Origin of the sequence: Gillisia sp. Hel_I_86, from assembly GCF_007827275.1 — a bacterium.
In the GTDB taxonomy this organism is placed as follows: domain Bacteria; phylum Bacteroidota; class Bacteroidia; order Flavobacteriales; family Flavobacteriaceae; genus Gillisia.
Genome location: NZ_VISE01000001.1, coordinates 2,126,671 through 2,151,400 on the forward strand (window position 1 = coordinate 2,126,671; position 24,730 = coordinate 2,151,400).

Below are 24,730 nucleotides of genomic sequence, written 5' to 3' on the forward strand. Positions count from 1 at the left end.
TCACCTTGAATTTATTTAAGGATCTCAACTTATTCTAATTATTTACATTGTTATGAGGTTTTAGAACTCCCAACACTTCGGGACAGAATGACGTTCTTAGCAATTTGTGGTACTTTACGGAAAAATAACAAACAATGAAAAAGACCTATTTGATTTTCGCACTGCTTCTTGGTATTTGTCTTACTAGCCTGGGGCAGAATTTGAATTCGTATAAATATGTGGTAGTTCCCGATAGGTTCGATTTTTTAAAGGAACCTAACCAATACCAAATGAATGAGCTTGCGAAGTTTTTGTTCGAGAAGTATGGGTTTACTGCGTTTATGGCAAGCGAATCAAAACCATCAGATCTATCGATGGACTCATGCAATGTACTTTATGCAGATGTTATTGAAGATAGCGGGTTGTTCCAAACAAAGTTACAAGTGCTTTTGAAGGATTGTAGAAACCAAGTTGTTTTCACTTCAGAAGAGGGGAAGAGTAAAGAAAAGGACTTTAAACAGGCCTATCAGGAAGCTCTTAGGAATGCATTTAATTATGTAGAGGCTATCAATTATAAGTACGATGGAAATTCGGCTAAAGTAAAGGAAGAGGTTCCCGAAACACAAATTAGGAATATCCCTGGGCCGGCAAAAGAAATAAAACAAGAGGGCAAAGTGGAAGAGGTAATAGTATCTGCCATTCCTAAAAAAATACAAAAAGAAACCAAAGTTTTGGAACGCGTTTCTAATAAAAGAAGTTATTTTTCAGGGGAATTGGAAGTTTACCTTTTACAGACCGAATATGGTTTTCAGTTGGTTCAAAAGGAAATGGAGGAACCTTTTGGCAAGCTCGTAAAAACAGGAAGTGCTAATCATTTTATTTATTCAACTTTACAGAACACAGGAATCGCCTTTTTTGATGAGTCTGGAAATTTAAATGTTGAAATTCTTACAGAAAATGGGAACACTACTTCTACTAAAATTTACAAGCTGAAGAATTAAAATGAACTGGATTGTTGGCCCGTCCCCATATGGCTAGGGGGAGAAGGGATCTCTAGTAAAGTTAATTTTGTTCCATAAAGATTCTTCAATCCGTTTCACTGCTTTCAGAATCACAATCCTGTTTTATTGTCATCCCGACGTCTCGATGGTGGTCGTAGGAGGGATTTCTAGTAAAGATAATCCTGTTCCATAGGGATTCTTCAATCCATTTCCCTGCTTTCAGAATGACAGCACTGTTTTATTGTCATCCCGACGGTAGGAGGGATCTCTAATAATCGTATTTATTTTTCCATCGCTTCTTTAAAAATTCCCTTTGCACTTGTTCCCGCTGGTTGTTGCCAGGAGTATAAAATATGGTATTTTTAATCTCCTCCGGAAGAAATTCCGCTTCGGCAAAATTATTTTCATAATTATGGGCATATTTATAATTGTCCCCATATCCCAAATCTTTCATCAACTTGGTGGGCGCATTTCTTATAGGTAAAGGAACCGATAAATTTCCTGTCTCTTTTACAATGCTTTGCGCAGCATTGATTGCCATATAGGACGCGTTGCTTTTTGGGGATGTGGCAAGATATATGGCACACTGGCTTAAAATAATTCTGGATTCCGGAAACCCAATTGTTGTCACGGCTTGAAAAGTATTATTTGCCATGATAAGGGCTGTTGGGTTGGCATTTCCAATATCTTCACTAGCTGCAATAAGCATTCTCCGGGCGATGAATTTTACATCTTCCCCGCCTTCTATCATTCTGGCAAGCCAATATACAGCTGCATTTGGGTCGCTCCCTCTAATGGACTTTATAAATGCCGAAACAATATCGTAGTGCTGTTCTCCGGTCTTGTCATAAAGAACCGTGTTTTGCTGAACTTTCTCAAGAACTAGTTCGTTGGTAATCTCGATGGATCCTTCTACAGAATTTACCAAGAGTTCAAAAATGTTCAATAATTTTCGTGCATCGCCCCCGCTTAAACGCAATAAAGCTTCGGTTTCGGTAAGTTTAATGCTTTTCTTTTTTATTTCAGTATCTTCTGCAATCGCCCGATGCAATAATGCAATTAAGTCTCCTTTTTCAAAAGGTTTTAAAACATAGACCTGACATCTGGAAAGCAGTGCGGAAATCACTTCGAAACTTGGATTTTCGGTGGTAGCACCAATTAAAGTGACCCAACCTTTTTCCACAGCTCCCAATAAAGAATCTTGCTGGGATTTGCTAAAGCGATGAATTTCATCTATAAATAAGATGGGGTTTTTGGTGGTAAAAAGGCCTTCCCCTTTCTTGGCACGATCTATTACGTCACGAATATCTTTTACCCCACTATTAATGGCGCTTAACGTGTAAAACGGTCTATTGCTTTCGGTTGCTATGATGTTGGCCAAGGTGGTTTTTCCAACCCCCGGTGGTCCCCATAAAATAAGGGAAGGGATCATTCCTTGTTTTAACTGTTGTGTAAGTGCACCATTTTTTCCTATTAAATGCTGCTGACTTAAATAATCGCTTAATTTTTTGGGCCTTAACCGTTCTGCAAGAGGTTCGTTCATATCACAAAGGTAGGAAATCAGGTTTCATTTTTAGGATATTTAATCCCTCATTGAGGGTTTAATTCCTCGAGGCTTGCCTCGAATTTTTTAAAAATATTTTCCAACACATTCCTCGTGGGCTTGCCCCGAGGTTCTTGATTGTTCTGTTGACAAAATGGCAATGCGCCAAAATATGTACGGCTTTTGCTATTGAAAAGTATCATATTTCAGATTTGTATGTCCGTTTTATGTCCTATCGTTGTTTCGTCACCTGAGATCCGTAATAAAAAAAAATATCTAGCGTAGGAAACGGACGTATTTTTATATAAGCTGATGGGATGCTGAAACAAGTTCAGCATGACGACAATTCCGCATCGTCACCCTGAACTGGTTTCAGGGTCTTGGATTCACAAATAAATAAAAATACGTCAATGGTAATTTATTTCAGGGTCTCAATTTACTATGTTGATTCTTAGTGTTATAAGATTCTGAAACAATTCCGATAGCTCTCGGAACAGAATGACGTTATTTATCATTTTATGATACTTTACGGATATACAAAAAAATTAATGTTATAAATTGGATTTATGTTGCAGCAACGTCAGCCATTTGTTTTTTCTACAGGAGTAATCGCCTATCCGTTATTGTTCATTCTAATTATATGGCTGGTTTTTTGGTTTGAAATCAGGTTTGGGTTCGATTTTAATCATTTTGGAATTCAACCAAGAACTTTAAAAGGTCTAAGAGGGATCCTTTTTTCACCCTTTATCCACTCAGATATAAAACACCTTTTTCATAACACAATTCCGTTGTTCATTTTAACTATGGCGCTGTTCTATTTTTATAGAAACATTAGTTGGAAGGTATTGTTCGTGGGTTTGCTCTTAACTGGATTTTTTACTTGGGTCATAGGCCGGCCGGCCAATCATATAGGAGCCAGTGGAATTATCTATTTATTGGCCTCTTTTTTATTTTTTAAAGGCATTTTTTCAAAATACTATAGATTAATAGCCCTTTCGCTCATTGTGGTTTTTCTTTATGGAGGGATGTTGTGGTTCGTTGTTCCGGTAGACCCCAAAATTTCTTGGGAAGGTCATTTATCTGGATTGGGGGTGGGACTGCTTCTAGCATCTATTTTTCGGCAAAAAATCATAAAAAACCCAAAATATGAATGGGAGAAAGAAGATTATAATCCAGAAAAAGATGTTTTCATGAGCCATTTTGATGAACATGGCAATTTCATAGAAACTGGAGAGGAACCTGAAAACCTAGATTCGACCTATAATTATATTTTCAAAGAGAACAAGAAAGAAAAAGAATAGGCAATGCCAGCGCGAAAATAATGCTAGTGCGGAATTGCTAGCGCGGAATTGTATTCCGTGCTGTTTTTTCTTTCATTTTGTCCTGTAGGCCAATTTCCACCACCATACAGCGAACTACTAATTACATTAACGATGTAGATGTTTTTGTATAAATTTGATAAAAGCGCATTGCAATGTCAACAAAATACAAAGCTACAACAACTGAAGAAGCTTTTTATATAACCATCACTACGGTAGGTTGGATAGATGTTTTTACAAGGCTAAATCAAAAACAAGTTATTATTAATGCCTTGCAGTATTGTCAACAAAACAAAGGATTGGAAATCTATGCCTATTGTTTAATGTCTAACCACATTCATTTACTCTGCCAAGGTACAAACGGTTTTATTTTGTCTAGCATCATTAGGGATTTTAAAAAATTTACATCCAAGAAAATTATTCAAACAATTAATGAAGAACCTGAAAGTCGCCGAGAGTGGATGTTGAATTATTTTAAAAAATCCTGTGAACATCTAAAAAGGGAACAACAATACAAAGTCTGGCAAAATGGCTATCATGCCGAAATCGTGAAATCCAATTGGTTTATAAAGCAAAAAGTCAATTATATCCATAATAATCCTGTAAAAGCCAAAATTGTAGCTTTGCCTGAAGATTATTATTTCAGTTCTGCAAGGAATTATGCAGATTTAGAGAATGATTTGGAAGTTGTATTATTGGATTTGTTTTGATTAATCACGGATTGCAAATCCGCGCTATTGGTTTTGTTAAAGCATGGATTGAAAATCTGCGCGATCGTTATCACAGTGTACGCGCGGATTACAAATCCGAGCTATCTAATTACAAATCCGCGCAATCTGTTTGAGTATAGTGCGGAATTGCATTCCGTGCGGTGTTATTTAAGAGCGTTGCCTTACGATTTCATATAGAAAAGCGCCACAGGCTACAGAAACGTTTAAGGAGCCAATACTTCCAAACATGGGCAATTTGGCCTTATCGTTCACGATTTTTAATACTGAAGGGTTAATTCCCCGTCCTTCACTGCCCATTACCAAAGCCATGGGTTTGTTCAATTCTGTCTCGTAGATAGATTGATCGCTTTTTTCTGTTGCGGCCACTACATTGATCCCAGATCCTTGGAGGTAATAAATGGCATCTTTAATATGGCTTACTTTGCATATAGGAATATTAAATACAGCTCCTGCAGAAGTTTTTACGGTATCGGCATTCACAGGTGCGCCACCTTTGTCTTGAATAATGATTGCGTGAACTCCACAACATTCCGCAGTTCTAATGATCGCCCCAAAGTTTCTGGCATCTGTAATTTGATCCAAAAGCAAGAAAAGGGGAGTGGTTGAGGCATCTTCCAATACTTTTTGCACTATTTCCTCCATATCTGGAAATTCTATGGGGGAGATCTTGGCTACAACTCCTTGATGGTTTCCTTGGGTAAGCTTTTGTAACTTTTCAACAGGTACATAGGAAATATTAAAACCCCTTTTACCTATCAATGATAATAGTTCTTGGAACAGCGGATTATTAAGCCCTTTTTGGATATAGATCTTATCGATGTTCTTTTCACTTTGAATAGCCTCCATCACCGTTCTAATCCCAAAAATTGTAGTATTTTCTTCCATAGGGGCAAAGATAGGATAATTAAAAAATTAGCAATAAAAAAACCCACCTCGTTGGAGGTGGGTTTTAAAAAATATAATATTTATTCTTATTGATGAACAGGAGTAGGATCCTGAACTCCCGGAAGAGGAGATGGAACACTTGAGTTTCCACTTACTTCAACTTGAGGATAAACAAAACGTTCTGCATTACCAGTAAATCCTGGCTTTAATTGAATCTCTGCAATGTTATTTGTTCTGTTGAAATCTGTAAAAGATTCATAATGACCATTAAAATAAACATAACGCTCTTCATAGATCTCTCTAAGTAATGCAGCAACAGGATCTTTCCCATCGGCATTTTCTATTCCACCAGAAGCAAAATCTGCAGCCTCATAGTCATCATAATTAAAAGGCTCATCCACACCTGCATACCCATCATTGTTTGTTCCAATTGAATAACCAGCATCTAGTTCTGCTCTATATGCATTGTATGCAGTAATACCTGCTTCTAAACCATTCAATCTTGCTTCAGCCTCTGCTATGATTAATAAATTTTCACCATATGTTACCAGAGGCATATCAGATTCTGTTCCAAATTTACCGTCTGGGTAACCCCAGTCATAAAGAGAAAGAAAATTCAATTCATATCCATTATTATAATATTCAAAATAATCTAAATAGTTGAAATTAAATCTAGCAGTTTCATCTGTCTTTGCATTCCCCCGATATAGATCTGTAGTTGGATCCAATAATTGGGGTGCATAAGCATCTGCAGCTGACATGTACCCTGGCCTATCATAGACTAGGAAACTATAAAACGGATTAAAATCTGCTCCATATGAAGTTCCATAAACTGCTTTATAATCTCCATCTGCAGAAGAAATCCCAAACTGAGCATTTGCTAAAGCCTCTTGATAATTCTCAACGTGTAAATAATATCTAGCCTTTAGAGTGTAGGCAAGAGCTATCCAAGCAGATTCATCTCCATCATATACCAAATCATTCTTGATTTCACCAGAGGCATCAGTAAGGTTCAAAATAGCATCACTTAGCAAATTCTGAACTCCGGCATATACATCCTGTTGTGATTCATAGGCTGGGTTTGGGAATTCTTCAAATTTATTTACTTGGGAGAATGGAATATCCCCAAATAAAGAGGTTAACGTTCCAAAAGCATTAGCTTCTAACACTTGTGCCATACCTAAAGTAGAGGTATTACCTAAAGCTTCAGCTTTTTCCTGTAAAACTTGAGCTTGACTAATAGTATTAACCATGGCCTCATTCCAAATTCCATCAAAAATGGTGGATTGAGCCGTGTTCCAGTCATTTAGAGCAATATACTGGCGATCGGCTCCAGTAGCTTGGTTAAGCCATAACATGGCTAATCTGTTCGATTCTCCAGATTGCCAAAATTGATTGGATAATTGCACCCCTTGAACTAGGTTAGGAACACCAGCATCTGTTGGTTGGTTAGGATCATCATTTATTTCATCTACGTACCTAGTACATGATGACAATGATATTACAGCGGCTAGCACCGGTATCAATAATTTATTTTTCATCATTTTTTTTTTAGAAATTAATTGTAATAGAACCTAGAATAGACTTAGTATTTGGGTTGTTAAAATATTGTAAACCCCTCCCATTCGAAGCACCTGTAAGGTTGGATTCTGGATCTTGGCCAAAATCATCTTTAGACCAGTACCATAAGTTTCTTCCAGTTACAGAGAATTCAGCATTCGTAAATCCTATAGCATCTTTTAACGCCTGATTTTTGAAGTTATAGGAAAGAGTTAACTGTCTCCATTTTACCCAAGATCCGTCTTTAATAAATTGTTCTCCCACTGGTCCAAATCCACCTCCAATACCGGAGTAATATGATTGGTCTAATAATCTAGGTCCTGCTCCAAAATCCTCAATATTACCACGAATAGTTACAGTTCCATCTGCATTTGTTACGGCCTGTGGTCTAGAAGCTAATGTAGATCCATTAACATTGATAATACTTGCTGCTTCTGCTGCAGTTACAGTAACTTCGTTTGCAGTTTCCGGGGTTCTACCAAAGTTGTTTAAAGCCCCATTAGTACCATCCCATATATCTCCACCAATTGAAGCATCAAATAGTGTGCTTAAAGTAATATTTTTATAAGTAAAAGATGTTCCTAGACCTCCTCTCCAATCAGGGTTTGGGTCACCAATAACACCTTCAGTTAAAGCAACCGTTGGGAAACCATTTGCATCTAATGCTAATGAACCATCATCATTTCTATCAAAACGTCCACCCCATAGCACACCAACAGCTTCTCCTACTACTGCTCTTGAAGATACTCCTGTGAACCCTGCCAAGAATAAAGATTCAGTTCCTAATAGTGAAGTTACCTCATTCTCGTTCGTAGAGTAGTTCCCATAAATATTCCAATTAAAATCTTTAGACCTAATAACATCTATACTGAAATCAACTTCGAAACCTTTGTTTTCAAGAGATGCAGCATTGCTGTATCGCCCAGAGAAACCAGTAGAACCTGGAAGAGCTACTGTAAACAATGCTCCTTCAGTTTCGTTGGCATAATAAGTTGCACCAACTGTTACCCTATTGTTAAAGAAACCTAAATCTAAACCGGCTTCATATTCCGTTTTCTTTTCGGGCTCTAGGTTGGCATTTCCTTGAACACTACTTCTTACGAAAGAACCATCATAGGCTCCTGCATCATAAGCGGGACCATATCCTTCTCCGTCGCCTGCATTCACGAAATAGGTTTGTGTTGCATAAGGAGCAGGCTCAATACCTACCTGACCATAAGTCAACCTTAATTTACCTGTGGAGAATGTGGACCTGTCATCTAATAATTTGTTGAACTCAAATCCAAATTCTGCAGATGGATAGAAGAATGTTTTTCCATCTCCATAAGTGGATGCAGTTTCAGCTCTTCCTGTTAAGTTCAAATATAACATATTGTCAAAGCTAAGGTTGGCCTGAGCATACCCAGCAGAAATTCTAACTTCACTTTCCCCCAAAAAGGTAGATCTGTTTGCTATTACGGCATTGTCATAAAACACTTTTGGCGTATCTAGAATGAAATTAGTATAACCACCTCCGCGAGATTCACTAAGTCTTCTGTTAAAATTCATTCCTAATAAATAACCAAAATCAAACCTATCGGTTAAATCAAAACCACCTTGTGCAATAAAGTCGATGTTTGTTTGAGTACGTGTAATCAAAGATTCAGAAACACTTCCGCTACCATTGGCTTCAGATGAATTTACAGGGAAAATACTCTTTCTCTCATCAGTATAATGGTCCAACCCAGCACGAGCAATAAAAGTCACCCAGTCTGCAGCCTTCCAGTTAAATTGTCCTCCCATGATATAGCGTTCAACCGTATTAGGGTTTTTCTGAACATTAGTTGTCCATAATGGGTTGTTATAAATTGGGGATTGTCTATCTGTAGTTCCCAATCCTCTTCTGTATGCACGTTGACTGTTAGTTGTGCTTATTACGCCCCCAGCATATTTTGTCCCTATATAATCTCTAATATCAAAATCTGCAGGGGTTCTGTAAAGTCCTAAAAGTAACCCTGAGGTATTAGATCCTTGTTGGATACGATTGGAATTTACTTGGGAATAAGTAGATGTTCCTGTAAATTTAATCTTGTCATTCAGCTTAAATTCTCCATTTAATCTAAGTGATACCCTGTTATAATCATTGTTTTCAATAATTCCATCTTGCTTTAAATCACTTACGCTCATGAAATAATTGCCAGAATCCGTAGCGCCACTTAAGCTTACGTTATTTTCAAGGAATAATCCCTCGTTAATTACGGCATCGTAGTTGCTATCGTTAAAATTCTCTGTACTGTTTTTTGCGATAATAGGATAATAAGCGGTTCCATCTCTAGCAACAAAATAATTTGGTGATGCTGTATCAACTTCATCTGCACCACCGTTTCTTAGGCTGATTTTGTCTCCCCATGATCCTGATGTAGTCCCACCTGCGTAAGACCCGTTACTACCTTGCCCAAAAATATTCTGAGTATCTAATACATCATTAGTCTCATCAAAACTAATTGTTGAAGAAACAGAAATTTTAAGATCCCCTTTTGCTAAACCTTTACCTTTTTTAGTTGTAATCACAATCAAACCGTTACCAGCTCTTGCACCCCATAATGCAGCTGCTGACGCCCCTTTTAGAATTTGAACATTTGCAATGTCATTTGGGTTAAGGTCATTTAAACGTGATTGTTGGGTTACACCATCAACCCCATTGCCAATTTCATCATTACTAATGGGGATACCATCAACAACTATTAGAGGTTGTAGACTTCTAGTAATAGTACTTTGTCCCCGAATTTGGATAAATGCACTAGATCCGGCATCCCCTGAAGAACTTATAATCTGAACTCCAGATGCTTTCCCGGCAAGACCTTTAGTAATACTGGTTTCACCGGAAGACTGAATTGCTTCAGCTTCAACCTTTGAAACCGAAGATGCCTGAGTTGCTTTGTCAATTTCAATACCTAAGGCATTAATAACCACAGTTTCCAGCATTTCTCCTGCAGTCATAGTTACATTGATAGTACTTGATGTGCCAACTGTCACTTCTTGTTTTTCAAATCCAACAAATGAAAAAGTTAAAACTTGTCCTTGTGATGCATTGATGGAATAATTTCCATCAAAATCTGATTGGGTCCCCGTGTTGGTCCCCTTAATTAAAATGTTGACTCCAGGTACTGGTAGCCCCTCATCGTCTGTAACGGTTCCTGTAACCGTTTGTTCTTGTGCAAAACTAATTTGCACAATTAACGCTAGTAAAAGCGTTAAAAATCGCGTTAAATTTGATTTCATATTTTAGTTTATTTGAATTAGCCATGCCAAAAATGCTAAAACCATGTTAATAAAGCAAGGAATATTGCAAGATATTTTGTCTTGTTTTCTAATAAAAGGAAAAATAAACAAGAAAACAGGAGCTTGTATTTGTAAAAGTTGGGAAATGATCAATTGAAATCAAAAGGTTTTACACACTCTGTTATTTGATGACAGGCGTTGATTTTGTTGATATACTCCCTTATTTTCTATTTAATAAAGAACCGTATTAGGGACAAAATGATTTTTTTAAATTTGGACATAAATTATTTATACAGTTAAAAAGATTTAACAAAAAACCCACCTCGATTGAGGCGGGTTTTAAAAACAATGGTTTTCAAGATTCTAATTAATCAACATCCTAGAAAAGTGGGAGCTTGTTGCTCATCCATACCAATAGCAGAAGATGCAGCCTCATATTGAGCATTATTCAAATTCTGCTCGTTCACAGGATACGTGTACCTTAATGGTACCGGCAATTGAGAACCTGCAGCAATGTTCAATTCTGGCGCATCAAATTTTCTCCACACAAGCCATCCTTGGAAAGGATTGTCGAACATAGCGATCCAAAATTGGAATCCTAATTGATATTCTATTACATCATAAGCAACTGTAGGTTGTATAAGGTACATAGCAGTTTCATTCTCAGGAAGGACTTGACCACCTTTTCCAACACTTTATAAGGTTCATCGCCGGTCGGCACACAAGATTCATTACTTTTACAATAAGGGTCAAATTTTTAGTCAAAAAAAACTATTCTCAATTTTATGAATATCTATAGAATAATCCTTTTACTTTTAATTCTGCTCGGTTTCTCAGGCTGCGGACTTGCACAGGAAAATGCAAGATTGGTGGGTGGTCCCTGCGAGGGGTGTGAGGCAGTCTTCGACTATGGAGACCGGAAACTTTTATCAATTGATACCCTACCCGGGTTTGAAGAAACCGAAGACAAGATAAAAGTAACAGGTACCATTTATAAAAATGATGGAAAAACCCCTGCTAAAGGTGTCATTTTATTTGTCCATCACACCAATAGGGACGGGGTCTATCCAAAACATGGCAATGAAAACGGTTGGGCCCGACAGTACGGCTACATTCATGGTTGGATAAAGACCGGAGCCGATGGTAAATATGCCTTCTACACTTTCAAGCCCGCACCCTACGGTGGATTGCCGGCACATATCCATCCCATTATACGTGAGCCCGATGGTAAGTATTACTGGCTTGGCAGTTTCCTTTTTGCAGGGGATCCACAACTCACCGAGGAACATAAAAATCCCGAATCTTCCAGAGGCGGTAGTAATGGCATTTTATCATTAAAAAAGGAAAAGGGAATAGTGGTTGGCCGGAGGGATATCATTCTTGGCAAAAATATACCTAACTATGAATAAAATAATCCTACTCCTTACTGTATATATGCTTAGTGCTTGCAATGGAGGTTCTTTGGAAGGGTAGCAAAATGGGGCATACTGGAAAACACCAAGGTAAAATACAACTTCAAAAGGCTTACTTTTTAACCAAAGACAAAAACATAAGCGGAGGCGGTTTTATGGTGGATATGCAATCCATTGAAGTCATTGACATCCCCATGCATGAGCCTATACCTCGCAAAAGGCTTGTTGATCATTTAAAAAGTGATGATTTTTTTGATGCTGATGCCTATCCAACCTCACATTTTGAAATAACAAATGTCGAACCTATTACAGGTGATAGTTTAAAGATAAAAGGTAATCTAACTATAAAGAATACAACCAAAAACTTAGAATTCTTAGCGTTGTATAAAGACAACCTTTTTTCAACAAAATTTACCTTTGATAGGTTTCAGTGGGATATTGCGTACAAAGGAAATTGGATAGACAGAACTTTTGTTGACCGTGAAATTGAATTGACCGTTATGCTAAAAGCGAAATAAAAAATATAGCCAAAAACCAAAGTTTTCAAATGGGGCTAAAGGTTAAAAAGTTGTTTGTAGTAAATTCCTGTTGCATGACTTCACTAAATTAGGTTGTAAACTCAGTATAGATGTCAATTATTCAGAAAAAATATGGAGCGATAGAGATAAGGCCTTAGAGGTAATCAAAAAGTATTGTTCTTATAATCCTTTAGTGAAAATTAGTGAGGATGATGTAGTCAGGTTTTTTTTGAATAAACTCACACACGATGAGGTATTTGAATTCTTTCATGCCAATGGTGCAGAAACTGTTTGCCTAACCTTGGGCAAGAAGGGTGTAATTCTTTCCCAATTAAACAAGTCTCAAATTAAACTTCCCGCTATAAAAATAAACAAGATTTTGGATGCCACAAGTGCAGGAGATGCTTTTTGGTCTGGGTTTTTATTTGCATATATTAAGGAGTATTCTATGGAAGAAGCCTTGCAAATAGCTCTAAAACTGGCCGCCTTGAAATTGCAAAATGTAGGCAGATTACCAGATAATATCAATATTATTACAGAACTTCTTGAATAATTACATAGTCAAAATCTTCGTTTTATATTGACTTTTGGAAACGGGCACTACAGAATTACCAAGGTTTTTCTCTACTTTGAATCAAAAGTATTATTCAAAATAAATTCGAATAAGCAAGATTAGCTTGTTACCTTTGTGGTTCTGCCAAAAATTAAGATTATGAGTAAGGATAGCAAAAGGAGAGAAGCACTGGTGTATCACGCCAAACCGAAACCTGGAAAAATAGAAGTTGTTCCCACAAAGAAATATGCAACACAAAGAGATCTTTCTTTGGCGTATTCCCCGGGTGTGGCCATTCCCTGTTTAGAAATAGAAAAGGATAGTGAGAATGCTTATAAATATACGGCTAAAGGTAATTTAGTTGCAGTGATATCCAATGGTACTGCTGTGCTTGGTCTGGGAGATATAGGTCCCTTAGCATCCAAACCAGTAATGGAAGGAAAAGGTTTGCTTTTCAAGATCTTTGCTGATATAGATGTGTTCGATATCGAAGTAGATACCAAAGATGTAGAATCCTTTATTCAAACGGTTAAAAATATTGCCCCCACTTTTGGAGGGATCAACTTGGAAGATATCAAAGCTCCAGAGGCATTTGAGATTGAACGTCGCTTAAAAGAGGAGCTGGACATTCCTGTAATGCATGACGATCAGCATGGTACCGCCATCATTTCAGCTGCGGCTCTTTTAAATGCATTGGAAATTTCTAAAAAGAAGATAGATAAAGTTAAAATTGTAATTAGTGGAGCAGGAGCGGCAGCAGTATCCTGTACCAAGCTCTATAAGGCTTTTGGGGCAAAAGCTGAAAATATAGTGATGCTGGATAGCAAAGGAGTCATTCGTGCAGATAGAACTAATCTATCAATTGAGAAACTTGAATTTGCTACCAAAAGAAAAATAGATACGCTTAAAGAAGCGATGAAAAATGCCGATGTATTCGTAGGGCTTTCTATAGCAAACATAGTGGATGTTCCAATGCTCAAAAGCATGGCCAAACGTCCAATTGTTTTCGCAATGGCCAATCCCGATCCGGAAATCGAATATGATCTTGCGGTTTCTGCGCGTAAGGATCTTATTATGGCAACAGGAAGAAGCGATCATCCCAATCAGGTGAACAATGTGCTCGGTTTTCCTTTTATTTTTAGGGGTGCCTTGGATGTAAGAGCTACCAAAATTAATGAAGCTATGAAAATGGCAGCGGTCAAAGCTTTGGCGGCATTGGCCAAAGAACCTGTGCCAGAGCAAGTGAACATTGCCTATGCGGAAACCAAATTGCATTTTGGCCCAGAATATATTATCCCTAAACCTTTCGATCCAAGATTGATTGCCCAAGTGCCTCCGGCAGTTGCAAAAGCTGCAATGGAAAGTGGTGTGGCCAAAAGTCCGATCCTGGACTGGGAACGTTATGAAGAGGAATTGCTGAATAGAATGGGGCACGATAACAAGATCTCCCGTTTATTGATGAATCGCGCAAAAATAAATCCTAAGAAAGTCGTTTTTGCTGAAGCAGATCAGTTGGATGTACTTAAAGCAGCACAGATCACTCAAGAAGAAGGGATTGGAATTCCGATTCTTTTGGGTAGGAAAGATGTCATTCTAGAACTGATGACTGAAATAGATTTTCATGAAGACCTTGTAACTATTATCGATCCAAAATCTGATGAAGAGGTGGTACGTCGGGAACGTTATGCAGATGTGTATTGGAAAACGCGCGAGAGGAACGGTGTAACCAGATATGATGCACAAAATTTAATGCGGGAACGTAATTATTTTGCAGCCATGATGGTGAACGAAGGCGATGCCGATGCATTATTGTCGGGCTATTCCAGAGCTTATCCTAGCGTTGTGAAACCAATGTTGGAATTAATTGGAATGGCGCAAGGAGTAGATAGAGTTGCCGCAACCAATTTAATGAATACCTCCAGAGGCCCACTTTTTATAAGTGATACCTCTATAAATATAGATCCTTCGGCCAAAGATCTTGCAAAGATTGCGGTAATGACCGCTAAAACCGTGAAATTATTTGGAATGGAGCCGGTGGTGGCCATGATTTCTTATGCCAATTTTGGATCTTCTAAAAACGACAGGGCTCGTAAAGTAAAAGAGGCAGTTTCCATTTTACATAGATCGCATCCAGATCTTATTGTAGACGGAGAGATACAAACAGATTTCGCATTGAACAAGGAAATGCTTCAAAAGAAATTCCCATTCTCTAAATTGGTAGGTAAAAAGGTAAATACTTTGATATATCCTAATTTGGAATCGGCTAATGGCACTTATAAACTTCTGAAAGAAATGAACAATGCCGACTCGATTGGCCCTATTATGATGGGAATGAGAAAGCCGGTCCATATTTTACAGTTGGGGGCAAGTGTAGAGGAAATAGTGAACATGGTAGCCGTTGCTGTTGTGGATGCCCAAGAAAAAGGAAAGGTTCAAAAACGGTAAAATAGCCTTGTTTTCAGGTTTTTTTAAAGCCTTGGAGCTCTATATTATTTAGTACATTTGAATATTAACATTTTTTTAATAACATGATCTATCACCTTAAGGGGCAGTTAGTAGAAAAAAACCCTACTTATGTTGTAATAGACTGCAATGGAGTAGGATATTTTTTGCATATTTCTTTGCATACGTTTGCGTTGCTCAAGAGCGCTTCAGAAGCAATAAGCCTATACACACATTTACAAGTAAAAGAAGACTCTCATACCTTATTCGGTTTTATGGACAAATCTGAAAGGGAACTTTTCAGGTTATTGATTTCTGTTTCTGGAATTGGGGCAAGTACGGCCCGCACCATGCTGTCGTCATTGGATCCTAAACAAATAATGGATGCTATTGCTACTGCAGATGTTGCAACAATCCAGAGCATTAAAGGGATTGGGGCAAAAACGGCACAGCGTGTTATTTTAGACTTAAAAGATAAAGTTCTAAAGGTCTTTGGAGAAGGGGAGATTTTTGTGTCCCAAAACAATACGAACAAGGAAGAAGCGTTATCAGCATTAGAGACTTTAGGTTTTGCCAGAAAACCTGCCGAAAAGGTGGTAGACCGCATTATGAAAGATGCTACAGAAGATCCTACTGTAGAAACAATAATAAAATTAGCTTTAAAGAATTTATAATTTCATATTAAATAATCTTGAGGAATAATTACTTGAAACTGCAATTAACATCCCTGGTTGGGATTTTTTGGTTATTTGCTTCTTCTCCTAGTTTATATGCACAAGATGCTCCTGTGCCTCAAGATTCTACCCGTACCGGTTATGCAACCGGCACTTTGTCTTTGCCCAATCCTGGAAGCATTGTGGCGGGATATGAATATGACCCCATTCTCAACAGGTATATTTATACTGAAAAATTGGGGACTTATAATTTGTCCATTCCCTTGATTCTTACACCAGACGAATATCAGCAATTGGTTATTCAGGAAGAGATTCGTAACTATTTCAAGGAAAAAAACAATGCTATTTCTGAAAATAGGGAAGGAGATCCTGAAGCCCAGCAAGACCTCTTGCCTAGTTATTATGTGAATTCCGGTTTTTTTGAAAGTGTTTTTGGAGGAAAGGAAATAGAAGTAGTGCCCCAAGGTAGTGTGGCCATGGATCTTGGGCTGCTTTATACAAAACAGGACAATCCTTCCTTCTCCCCTAGAAACAGAAGTAATCTCACATTCGATTTCGATCAAAGGATCCAGCTTAGTTTACTGGGAAATGTGGGAACAAAATTAAAGGTGCTCGCAAATTATGATACCGAATCTACCTTCGATTTCCAGAACCAGTTGAAGTTGGAATATACGCCCAATGAAGACGATATCATTCAAAAAATAGAAATTGGAAATGTGAATATGCCGCTAAATAGTGCCCTTATCCAGGGAGCACAAAGTTTATTTGGGTTTAAAACAGAATTGCAATTCGGTAAAACCAGGGTTACAGGCGTTTTTTCTGAACAAAAATCAGAGCGGAGGACCGTAAATGTTGAAGGTGGGGCTACGGTAGAGGAGTTCGAGAAGTTTGCAATAGATTACGATCAGGACCGGCACTTTTTCTTGGCACATTACTTTAGGGATACGTACAATCAATCCCTTCAGAATTATCCATTTATCAATAGCAATATTCAAATTCAGCGAATTCAGGTTTGGGTCACCAACCGCACCAATAATATCCAGAATTTAAACGATACCCGAAACATTGTCGCCATCCAAGACCTGGGGGAAACCAACATTCCTGGAAATATTGGCTTAAACAATCCTCCAGCAGGATTTTTTAATAGTCCAGCGGGAGCATTTCCAAATAATTCCAACAACGATTTTAACCCGTTTGGGATAACCGGGCCTGAAGAATCAATTTTAACTCCTGCAATTAGGGACATTTCCACCGTTCAAAGTGGTTTTGGGGGAGTGGTGGTTTCCGAAGGGCGGGATTATGCTAAACTAGAAAATGCCAGACAATTAAAACCAAATGAATTTACCTTCGATCAACGGCTCGGGTATATAAGCCTTAATCAAAGATTGAGCAATGATGAGGTTTTGGGGGTTGCATTTCAATATACGGTGAACGGACAAGTGTACCAAGTAGGGGAATTTGCCAATGATGGAGTAGATGCAAACACTCAAGCAAGTATTGATGGCGCTAGGATCAATCAGAATTTGGTGGTAAAATTATTGAAGAGCACCGTTACCAATGTAAGCGAACCAATTTGGGATCTTATGATGAAGAACATCTATGCTTTAGGTGCCTTTCAATTAGAGGAAGACGATTTTAGATTGAATATTTTATACACAGATCCACAGCCGCAAAATTATTTGTCTCCAGCTCCTGGATCTGGTGTGCCATTGCCCGAAGATGTTGCTGAAACCACCTTGTTGCGCGTGTTCAATCTCGATAAACTAAACACGAACAACGATCCTATAAGTGGAGGAGATGGTTTTTTTGATTATGTGCCGGGAATTACAATAAACACAAGAAATGGACTGGTAATTTTCACTACGGTAGAACCTTTTGGGGAATATTTGTTTGATAAATTGGACAACACGCCTAATGGTGGAGGAGAAGATTATAATTTGCCACAAACCTACAATGACAATCAGCGGGAATATGTGTTTAGATCTTTATACCGAACCACAAAGATCCAGGCAGAGCAAGAAGATGCCGACAAAAATAAATTTCAGTTAAAAGGAAGGTACAAATCTTCACAGGTAGATGGGATTCCGGTTGGTTTTAATTTGCCCCAAGGTTCTGTTACCGTTACCGCGGGAGGGAGAGTGTTGCAGGAAGGTGTGGATTATGTAGTTAATTATCCGTTAGGGAGGGTGCAAATAATAGATGATGCCTTGTTGGCTTCCAATATCCCGATCCAAGTTTCTACAGAAAACAATGCCTTGTTCGGGCAGCAATCCAAGAGGTTTACAGGAATTAATATCGAACACCAGTTCAATGAAAAATTATTGGTAGGGGGAACCTTTTTGAATTTAAAAGAACGACCGCTTACGCAAAAGGCCAATTATAGTTACGAGCCTGTAAGCAATACCATATATGGCTTAAACGCTACCTACAGCACAGAAGTGCCATTTTTGACCAGACTCGTGAATAAACTACCGAATATCGATACCGATGTTCCTTCCAATTTCTCAATTAGGGGAGAGTTTGCCTATCTACAACCGGGAGCACCAAAGGTAAATGATTTCGACCAAAAAGCAACGACCTATATAGACGATTTTGAAGCTTCCCAGACTGCTATCTCCATCAATAATCCGCTAAGCTGGGAACTTTCCAGTGTGCCTTTGGATTTTGGGGGGGAGTTAAGCAATGGGGATCTGGCTTCAGGATATAAAAGGGCATATTTGTCATGGTATACCATAGACCCAATTTTTTATAGCAGCAGAAGGCCAAGTGGAATTACCGATGCCGATCTCTCGAATTTCGCTACAAGACGCGTTTTTTTAAATGAGATATTTCCCAATACCGATGTAATTCAAGGGCAACCACAGGTTGTCTATACGATGGACCTTACTTATTCGCCTGCCAGTAGGGGCCCTTATAATTTTAACCCAGCAGCTTCGGGGGGAAATACCTTAAACAATCCTAAAGAGAATTTCGCAGGAATTACCAGGGCAATTACTTCTACAAATTTTGAACAAACCAATGTGGAATTTATAGAATTCTGGATGATGGATCCCTTCATTTATTCTGAAAATGCTGGAAACACTGGGGGAACTATCAGTTTTAACCTGGGCAATATTTCTGAAGATGTCCTTAAAGATGGGAGAAAACAATATGAAAATGGATTGCCACAGGATGCTGGTGTTCAAAATACGGTAAGCACTGTATTTGCAAAAGTACCGGCAGATCAATCCCTGATATATGCTTTTGATACCGAAGGTCAGGAACGAATTAACCAAGATGTAGGTTTTGATGGGTTGGGAGATGCCGAGGAGGCAGTGAAGTTTTCAGCATTTGGAAACCTTCCAGATCCCGCTGCAGATAATTATGAGTATTTTCTGAATAGGACAGGAAGCATCGTAGATCGTTATAGGAATTATAATGGTACACAAGGGAATTCCCCAACAGAATTAACAGACACTAACAGGGGAAATACCACCTTGCCAACCACCGAAGACCTCAACAGGGATAATACCATGAATACCATTAACAGCTATTTTCAGTACGATGTGAAGATCTTTCCTGGAATGAATGCTACCAATAGCCCATATATAACCGATGTTAGGGAACTGGATGCCCCGCTTCCCAATGGGCAAGATCTGCCGGTAAGATGGATTCAATTTAAGGTGCCAATTTTTGAGCCAACAGAAACCAAAGGAGGGATTGCCGATTTTAGATCTATTAGGTTTATGCGACTATTTCTAACAGACTTTCAGCAGGAAACTGTTTTGAGATTTGGGACCATGGACCTGGTTCGTGGGGATTATAGAAGGTACAATCAAAGTTTAGATCCAGATACTCCTGGACAGCCAGTAGAAGAAGGAACTTTGTTCGAGGTTTCGGCAGTGAATATAGAAGAGAATGAAAATCGCGAACCGATTCCTTATGTATTGCCTCCAGGGGTAAACCGCGAGGAATTATTCAATAACAACACCAATATCCGCCAGAACGAGCAATCGCTTTCCATTAGGACTTGCGATTTAGAACCTCAAGATGCCAGAGCAGTTTATAAGAATTTCCAAGTGGATATGCGCCAGTATAAAAATTTGGAAATGTTCCTGCATGCTGAATCTTTTGTGAATGAGATCGCTTTAAAAGATGGGCAATTGATCGCTTTTATAAGGATAGGGACCGATTTTACAGATAACTATTATCAAATTGAAGTGCCATTAACGGCTACTTTGCCAGGAGCAACTTCTGCTGAAGAGATCTGGCCAGAAGCGAACAGGCTTTTGTTACAATTGGACTTGCTGCAACAGGTAAAAACAAAGGTTTTAGGGGATCCATCATTGATCTCAACAGAATTGAATTATTTTAATGAAGATCTAAACCTTGTGAATTCTAATGACCCCTATGAAGTGGGGCAACTTAGAATTGGGATCAAGGGAAATCCGAGTTTTGGAAATGTAAGGTTATTGATGCTCGGGGTCAAGAACGGGAGCCCGGAGAATTCGGCATCGGGTATTTGCGGGGAAGTATGGTTCAATGAATTGCGATTGTCCGATTTGGATAACCAGGGAGGTTGGGCAGCTATTGTAAATATGGACACCAATATTGCCGATTTTGCAACAGTATCTGCTACAGGAAGAAAAAGCACTATTGGGTTTGGAGCTTTGGAAGAAGGGCCAAATCAAAGAAGCCGGGAAGATCTCCAGCAATATGATATGGTGACCAATATAAATGTGGGGCAATTATTACCGAAAAAATGGGGAGTTCAAATTCCATTTAATTACAGCAGGGGGGAAGAGTTGATTACTCCTCAATACGATCAGGAATTCTTGGATCTGGAACTTCAAACGAGGTTGGATGATATTGTAGATCCTACAGAGCGGGACCTAGTGAGGGAACAATCTGAATCTTATACAAAAAGACAAAGTATAAATGTCATTGGTTTGCGAAAAGAGCGGGTAGGAGAAAAGAAGCCGATGCCTTATGATATCGAAAACTTTGCATTTTCTGGTTCGTACAATCAGGTAGATCAACGTGATTTTGAAATTGAAGATGCATTGAGCCAAAATGTAAGGGTAGGAGCCACCTATGATTATGGGTTCTTGCCATTAACCCTGGAACCGTTTAAAAACATAAAGGCTTTGGATAGCAGCGACTATTATTCCTTGGTGAAAGATTTCAACGTGAACCTCTTACCTACCAATATTTCGTGGGGATCGAATATCTTTAGGCAGTATAACGAACAAAAATTCAGGGAGTTATCTTTAAATGAAAATGATATAGGGATCCCAACCTTGTACCAACGAAACTTTATGTTCGATTGGCAATATCGGGTAAATTATAATTTAACGAAGTCGCTTCAGTTTAGTTTTAGTGCCACCAATAACAGGTTGGTAAGAAATTATTTTACCGAAGATAATTTTGTGGATAACAGTATCGGGGTATGGGACGACTTTTTTAATGTTGGGACTCCAAATCAGCATTTTCAATCGTTACAAGTAAATTATGAATTGCCGTTCGCTAAAATTCCGATCTTGGAATTCATTAAAACGACCTATTCCTATACGGGTGACTTTCAATGGCAGCGTGGGTCTCAGATCTTCGATCAATTAGAAGGTATCCCAGACTTGGGAAATTCGGTACAAAATTCAAGTATCCACCAGATCAATGCCAATATGGATATGCAAGGTTTATATAAATATTTAAACCTACTGCCTAAAAAATCTACTGCCAACTCTATTAAAGCCCGGAGTGCCGGAGTTCCAACATCTCCCAATGAGACCAAGGAAGAACAAAAGGCAAAACAACCAAAATCTGATAAGGCTTACAACACGGTTTTGGGTTTGGTAACTGCTCTTAAAAGGGTGCAACTAACATATCGGGAAAATAAAGGGATCTTTCTGCCCGGGTACGCTCCCAGTATAGGATTTTTGGGAACGCTTAGGCCTACCACAGGTTTTACTTTGGGTGGTCAAGGTGATGTTAGGGGTATTGCGGCAAGAAATGGATGGTTAACATTGTACCAGGAATTCAATCAGCAGTACACTTCGGTGCAAAACAAGCAATTGGACATGCAAGCTTCTTTGAGCTTGATCCTGGACCTTACCATAGACCTGAATGCCAGCAGGATCTATTCAGAAACATATAATGAAAATTATAGGGTAAATCCTGCCAGTTTGGAATATCAGTCTTTAAGTCCCTATACCTTCGGAAATTTCAACATTTCAACAGTTCTTATTAAGAGTGCGTTCGAAAAAAATGATCAGGAATCTTCTGAAACCTTTCAGAATTTTAGAAAAAATAGGCTGGAAATTGCACAACGCTTGGCATCAGAGAATGGAAGGGATCCTAATGAAGTAGATGCAGATGGTTTTCCTATAGGTTATGGTAAAACCAATCAGGCTGTTTTGTTACCGGCATTTCTTGCCGCCTATACGGGGCAAAGTGCATCTTCAGTAAAATTAGGTGCTTTTAGAAATGTGCCAATACCTAACTGGGATATTAAATACACTGGCTTAATGCGACTGGACTGGTTTAAAAGGAATTTTAGTAGGTTCTCCCTAAGTCATGGGTATCGGGCGGGATATACGATCAATCAATTTCAATCTAATTTAGATTACAACCCTAACAATCCCTTTGAATTCAATCAGACTAATAACTTTAAAAATAAGTTGTTGTTTGCAAATATCAATTTAACAGAACTTTTTAGTCCGTTGTTGAGAATGGATATGGAGACCAAGGATGCCATTAGGATATTGGCTGAAATTAAAAAGGACAGGACCATGTCTTTGAGTTTCGATAACAATTTGCTTACAGAAGTAAAAGGGAACGAATATATCTTAGGTTTGGGATATAGGGTAAAAGATTTTAAGATTGTAACAAATCTTGGCGGAAAACAACGAGTGCTTAGTAGCGACCTTAATTTTAAAGCTGATGTTGCTTACCGAAAAAACATAAATATTATTAGGTACCTAGATCTAGATAATAGCCAAGTAATTGCCGGACAAGACCTGTGGGCCATAAATTTTGTGGCAGATTATGCAATTTCAAAAAATTTAACAGCCTTGGTGTATTACGATCATACCTTCTCCAAATATGCTATTTCTACTGCGTTCCCACAAACAACTATTCGTTCCGGGATCACCTTGAGATATAATTTTGGAAATTAATTGATAGCTATTTGACCAAACCGAAGAATAAATTAACTTTGTGCACCTAGAAAAAATATTTTTATGAATATACCACAAGAATTAAAGTACACCAAAGATCACGAATGGGTGAAAATCGATGGAAATATTGCCACCATTGGTGTTACAGATTTCGCTCAAGGAGAACTTGGTGATATAGTTTATGTAGAGGTGGAAACCGTTGGAGAGACAATGGAGCGAGAAGAAGTTTTTGGGACTGTCGAAGCCGTAAAGACTGTCTCTGACTTGTTATTGCCGCTTACAGGAGAGATCATTGAATTTAATGAAAGCCTAGAAGACACTCCAGAAAAGGTAAATACAGATCCTTATGGAGAGGGATGGATGGTAAAGATCCAGATTGCAGATGAGGATGAAATCACAGGTTTAATGAGTCCAGGAGAATATAAAGATCTTATTGGCGGCTAGAATATTACTTGCAGTAGCGGTACTTTATACCATTTTAATTGCCTCTTTGTCCTTAGTGCAATTGGGGAAAATTTCAATTGGAAGTTTTAGCCCTACAGATAAAATGATGCATTTAGGTGCATATTTTGTTTTGGGCTTTGTATGGTTTTTTTACTATTTGTTTAAAAAACGGGATGGCAGTATAAGGATAAAGGGCTTTGCTAATATAACTGGCTTAATTATACTTTTTGGTATGTTAATTGAGGTTTTACAAGGAGCCCTTACAGATTATCGCGACCCAGATTGGGCCGATATACTGGCAAATAGTATCGGAGTTTTATTGGCGTTGGGCATATGTCTAGGATTTTTAAAATCCTTTAAACGCTTAAAACATAAGATTAATTCATTTTTATGAAAAAAAATTTTACTTTAGCAACCCTTATTAATTAGTATCGAATTATGAAACCCAAGAAAAATCCGAAAGCCGATTTAACGAAGCGTAGCGTTCTCTTTCTTCAGTTAGGACTTATTTTAGTCCTATTTATTGCATGGCAAGCTATAGAATGGAAAACATACGACAAAGATAATATAGATCTAGGTCAATTGAACCTAGGTGATCTAGATGATGAAGAAATTCCAATCACGGAAATTCTGAACACACCACCACCACCACCGCCTCCACCACCAGCACCAGAAATTATAGAGGTTGTGGAAGATGAAGAAGAAGTAGAGGAAGATGTAATTGAATCTACAGAAACCAACCAAGATGAGATCGTTGAGGTAAAAGAGGTTATTGAAGCACCGGTTGAAGAAGTAATCGCAGATGTTCCATTCGCGGTCATTGAAAATGTGCCAATTTTCCCAGGGTGTGAAAACCTAAGCAATAACGCCCAACGCAAGAAATGTATGAGTGAGAAAGTACAAGAATTTGTGCAAAGAAAATTTAATACAGATCTAGGTAGCCAGTTAGGGTTGAGTGGGGTTAATCGTGTGATCGTTCAATTTAAAATAGACAAGAACGGTAACATTACAGATGTTCGTTCTCGTGCACCACACCCAAGATTGGAGCAAGAAGCAGCAAGAGTTATAAACTCACTTCCAAAAATGCAGCCAGGTAGACAGAGAGGTAAGGCGGTAGGGGTTATGTACTCTTTACCAATTGTGTTCCAAGTACAGGATTAATACAATTTATAATTTATATAAAATTCCCAAATTGCTTAGCGGTTTGGGAATTTCTTGTTCATGGGCTTTTCCTCATTCAAGAATAAAAATTTT

16 protein-coding genes and 1 pseudogene are annotated in these 24,730 nt (G+C 38.3%); 12 read left to right on the top strand and 5 right to left on the bottom strand.

The window, feature by feature from the left end; genetic code table 11:
* The first annotated feature begins 134 nt into the window (after positions 1-134).
* Complete coding sequence (locus tag JM83_RS09615) at positions 135-980, top strand: hypothetical protein (protein ID WP_144961602.1); 846 nt, start codon at positions 135-137, stop codon at positions 978-980.
* 268 nt (positions 981-1,248) lie between these two features.
* Here the strand turns inward: JM83_RS09615 and JM83_RS09620 are convergent, their stop codons facing one another.
* Positions 1,249-2,523, bottom strand: coding sequence for a replication-associated recombination protein A (locus JM83_RS09620; protein ID WP_144961604.1), 1,275 nt, complete (start codon positions 2,521-2,523; stop codon positions 1,249-1,251).
* 569 nt (positions 2,524-3,092) lie between these two features.
* Here JM83_RS09620 and JM83_RS09625 point away from each other — a divergent pair.
* Positions 3,093-3,824, top strand: coding sequence for a rhomboid family intramembrane serine protease (locus JM83_RS09625; protein WP_144963730.1), 732 nt, complete (start codon positions 3,093-3,095; stop codon positions 3,822-3,824).
* A 173-nt stretch (positions 3,825-3,997) separates the two neighbouring features.
* Positions 3,998-4,552, top strand: coding sequence for an REP-associated tyrosine transposase (locus tag JM83_RS09630; protein WP_144961606.1), 555 nt, complete (start codon positions 3,998-4,000; stop codon positions 4,550-4,552).
* 168 nt (positions 4,553-4,720) lie between these two features.
* Here JM83_RS09630 and rlmB read toward each other — a convergent pair whose 3' ends face one another.
* The 4 genes and pseudogenes from rlmB to JM83_RS09650 all read right to left on the bottom strand — a co-directional run.
* Positions 4,721-5,458, bottom strand: a complete 738-nt coding sequence (gene rlmB / locus JM83_RS09635) for a 23S rRNA (guanosine(2251)-2'-O)-methyltransferase RlmB (RefSeq protein ID WP_144961608.1) — start codon at positions 5,456-5,458, stop codon at positions 4,721-4,723.
* Positions 5,459-5,544: 86 nt separating this feature from the next.
* Complete coding sequence (locus tag JM83_RS09640; protein WP_144961610.1) at positions 5,545-7,002, bottom strand: SusD/RagB family nutrient-binding outer membrane lipoprotein; 1,458 nt, start codon at positions 7,000-7,002, stop codon at positions 5,545-5,547.
* A gap of 7 nt (positions 7,003-7,009) precedes the next feature.
* The gene (locus tag JM83_RS09645; RefSeq protein WP_144961612.1) at positions 7,010-10,279 is read right to left on the bottom strand and encodes a SusC/RagA family TonB-linked outer membrane protein; all 3,270 of its coding nucleotides are present in this window, start codon (positions 10,277-10,279) and stop codon (positions 7,010-7,012) included.
* 371 nt (positions 10,280-10,650) lie between these two features.
* A pseudogene (locus tag JM83_RS09650) lies at positions 10,651-10,932 on the bottom strand (SusD/RagB family nutrient-binding outer membrane lipoprotein); the annotation flags it as partial.
* 132 nt (positions 10,933-11,064) lie between these two features.
* On the opposite strand from JM83_RS09650, the gene JM83_RS09655 reads away from it, so the two are divergent.
* The 9 genes from JM83_RS09655 (at position 11,065) to JM83_RS09695 (ending at position 24,637) form a co-directional block, all read left to right on the top strand.
* Entirely contained in the window at positions 11,065-11,688 is a 624-nt protein-coding gene (locus JM83_RS09655) for an intradiol ring-cleavage dioxygenase (protein ID WP_144961616.1), read from the top strand.
* 41 nt (positions 11,689-11,729) lie between these two features.
* Positions 11,730-12,209: a YceI family protein gene (locus tag JM83_RS09660; protein WP_186434978.1), complete on the top strand. Its 480-nt coding sequence runs from the start codon at positions 11,730-11,732 to the stop codon at positions 12,207-12,209.
* A 70-nt stretch (positions 12,210-12,279) separates the two neighbouring features.
* A complete protein-coding gene (locus JM83_RS09665; RefSeq protein ID WP_261376423.1) occupies positions 12,280-12,762 on the top strand; it encodes a carbohydrate kinase family protein in 483 nt (160 codons plus the stop codon).
* A 159-nt stretch (positions 12,763-12,921) separates the two neighbouring features.
* Entirely contained in the window at positions 12,922-15,207 is a 2,286-nt protein-coding gene (locus tag JM83_RS09670; RefSeq protein WP_144961622.1) for an NADP-dependent malic enzyme, read from the top strand.
* Positions 15,208-15,290: 83 nt separating this feature from the next.
* Positions 15,291-15,878, top strand: coding sequence for a Holliday junction branch migration protein RuvA (gene ruvA, locus JM83_RS09675; protein ID WP_144961624.1), 588 nt, complete (start codon positions 15,291-15,293; stop codon positions 15,876-15,878).
* A gap of 32 nt (positions 15,879-15,910) precedes the next feature.
* On the top strand, positions 15,911-23,032 hold the full coding sequence (sprA, locus tag JM83_RS09680; protein ID WP_144961626.1) for a cell surface protein SprA: 7,122 nt from the start codon (positions 15,911-15,913) through the stop codon (positions 23,030-23,032).
* Between the two features lie 63 nt (positions 23,033-23,095).
* A complete protein-coding gene (gene gcvH / locus JM83_RS09685) occupies positions 23,096-23,476 on the top strand; it encodes a glycine cleavage system protein GcvH (protein ID WP_144961628.1) in 381 nt (126 codons plus the stop codon).
* Positions 23,466-23,870 carry a VanZ family protein gene (locus JM83_RS09690; RefSeq protein WP_261376424.1) on the top strand — a complete coding sequence of 135 codons (405 nt, stop codon included), beginning with the start codon at positions 23,466-23,468 and terminating at the stop codon, positions 23,868-23,870. Before gcvH ends, JM83_RS09690 begins: the two co-directional genes overlap by 11 nt.
* A 44-nt stretch (positions 23,871-23,914) precedes the next feature.
* A complete protein-coding gene (locus tag JM83_RS09695; protein WP_144961630.1) occupies positions 23,915-24,637 on the top strand; it encodes an energy transducer TonB in 723 nt (240 codons plus the stop codon).
* The last annotated feature ends 93 nt before the right edge of the window (positions 24,638-24,730 follow it).

What these genes read in the sequence shown, in the direction of transcription:
- ruvA (WP_144961624.1), top strand. Translation starts at nt 15,291, where the DNA reads ATGATCTATCACCTTAAGGGGCAGTTAGTAGAAAAAAACCCTACTTAT.
- JM83_RS09630 (WP_144961606.1), top strand. Translation starts at nt 3,998, where the DNA reads ATGTCAACAAAATACAAAGCTACAACAACTGAAGAAGCTTTTTATATA.
- JM83_RS09695 (WP_144961630.1), top strand. Translation starts at nt 23,915, where the DNA reads ATGAAACCCAAGAAAAATCCGAAAGCCGATTTAACGAAGCGTAGCGTT.
- gcvH (WP_144961628.1), top strand. Translation starts at nt 23,096, where the DNA reads ATGAATATACCACAAGAATTAAAGTACACCAAAGATCACGAATGGGTG.
- JM83_RS09655 (WP_144961616.1), top strand. Translation starts at nt 11,065, where the DNA reads ATGAATATCTATAGAATAATCCTTTTACTTTTAATTCTGCTCGGTTTC.
- JM83_RS09670 (WP_144961622.1), top strand. Translation starts at nt 12,922, where the DNA reads ATGAGTAAGGATAGCAAAAGGAGAGAAGCACTGGTGTATCACGCCAAA.
- JM83_RS09640 (WP_144961610.1), bottom strand. Translation starts at nt 7,002, where the DNA reads ATGATGAAAAATAAATTATTGATACCGGTGCTAGCCGCTGTAATATCA.
- JM83_RS09620 (WP_144961604.1), bottom strand. Translation starts at nt 2,523, where the DNA reads ATGAACGAACCTCTTGCAGAACGGTTAAGGCCCAAAAAATTAAGCGAT.
- JM83_RS09645 (WP_144961612.1), bottom strand. Translation starts at nt 10,279, where the DNA reads ATGAAATCAAATTTAACGCGATTTTTAACGCTTTTACTAGCGTTAATT.
- JM83_RS09660 (WP_186434978.1), top strand. Translation starts at nt 11,730, where the DNA reads ATGGAGGTTCTTTGGAAGGGTAGCAAAATGGGGCATACTGGAAAACAC.
- JM83_RS09615 (WP_144961602.1), top strand. Translation starts at nt 135, where the DNA reads ATGAAAAAGACCTATTTGATTTTCGCACTGCTTCTTGGTATTTGTCTT.
- rlmB (WP_144961608.1), bottom strand. Translation starts at nt 5,458, where the DNA reads ATGGAAGAAAATACTACAATTTTTGGGATTAGAACGGTGATGGAGGCT.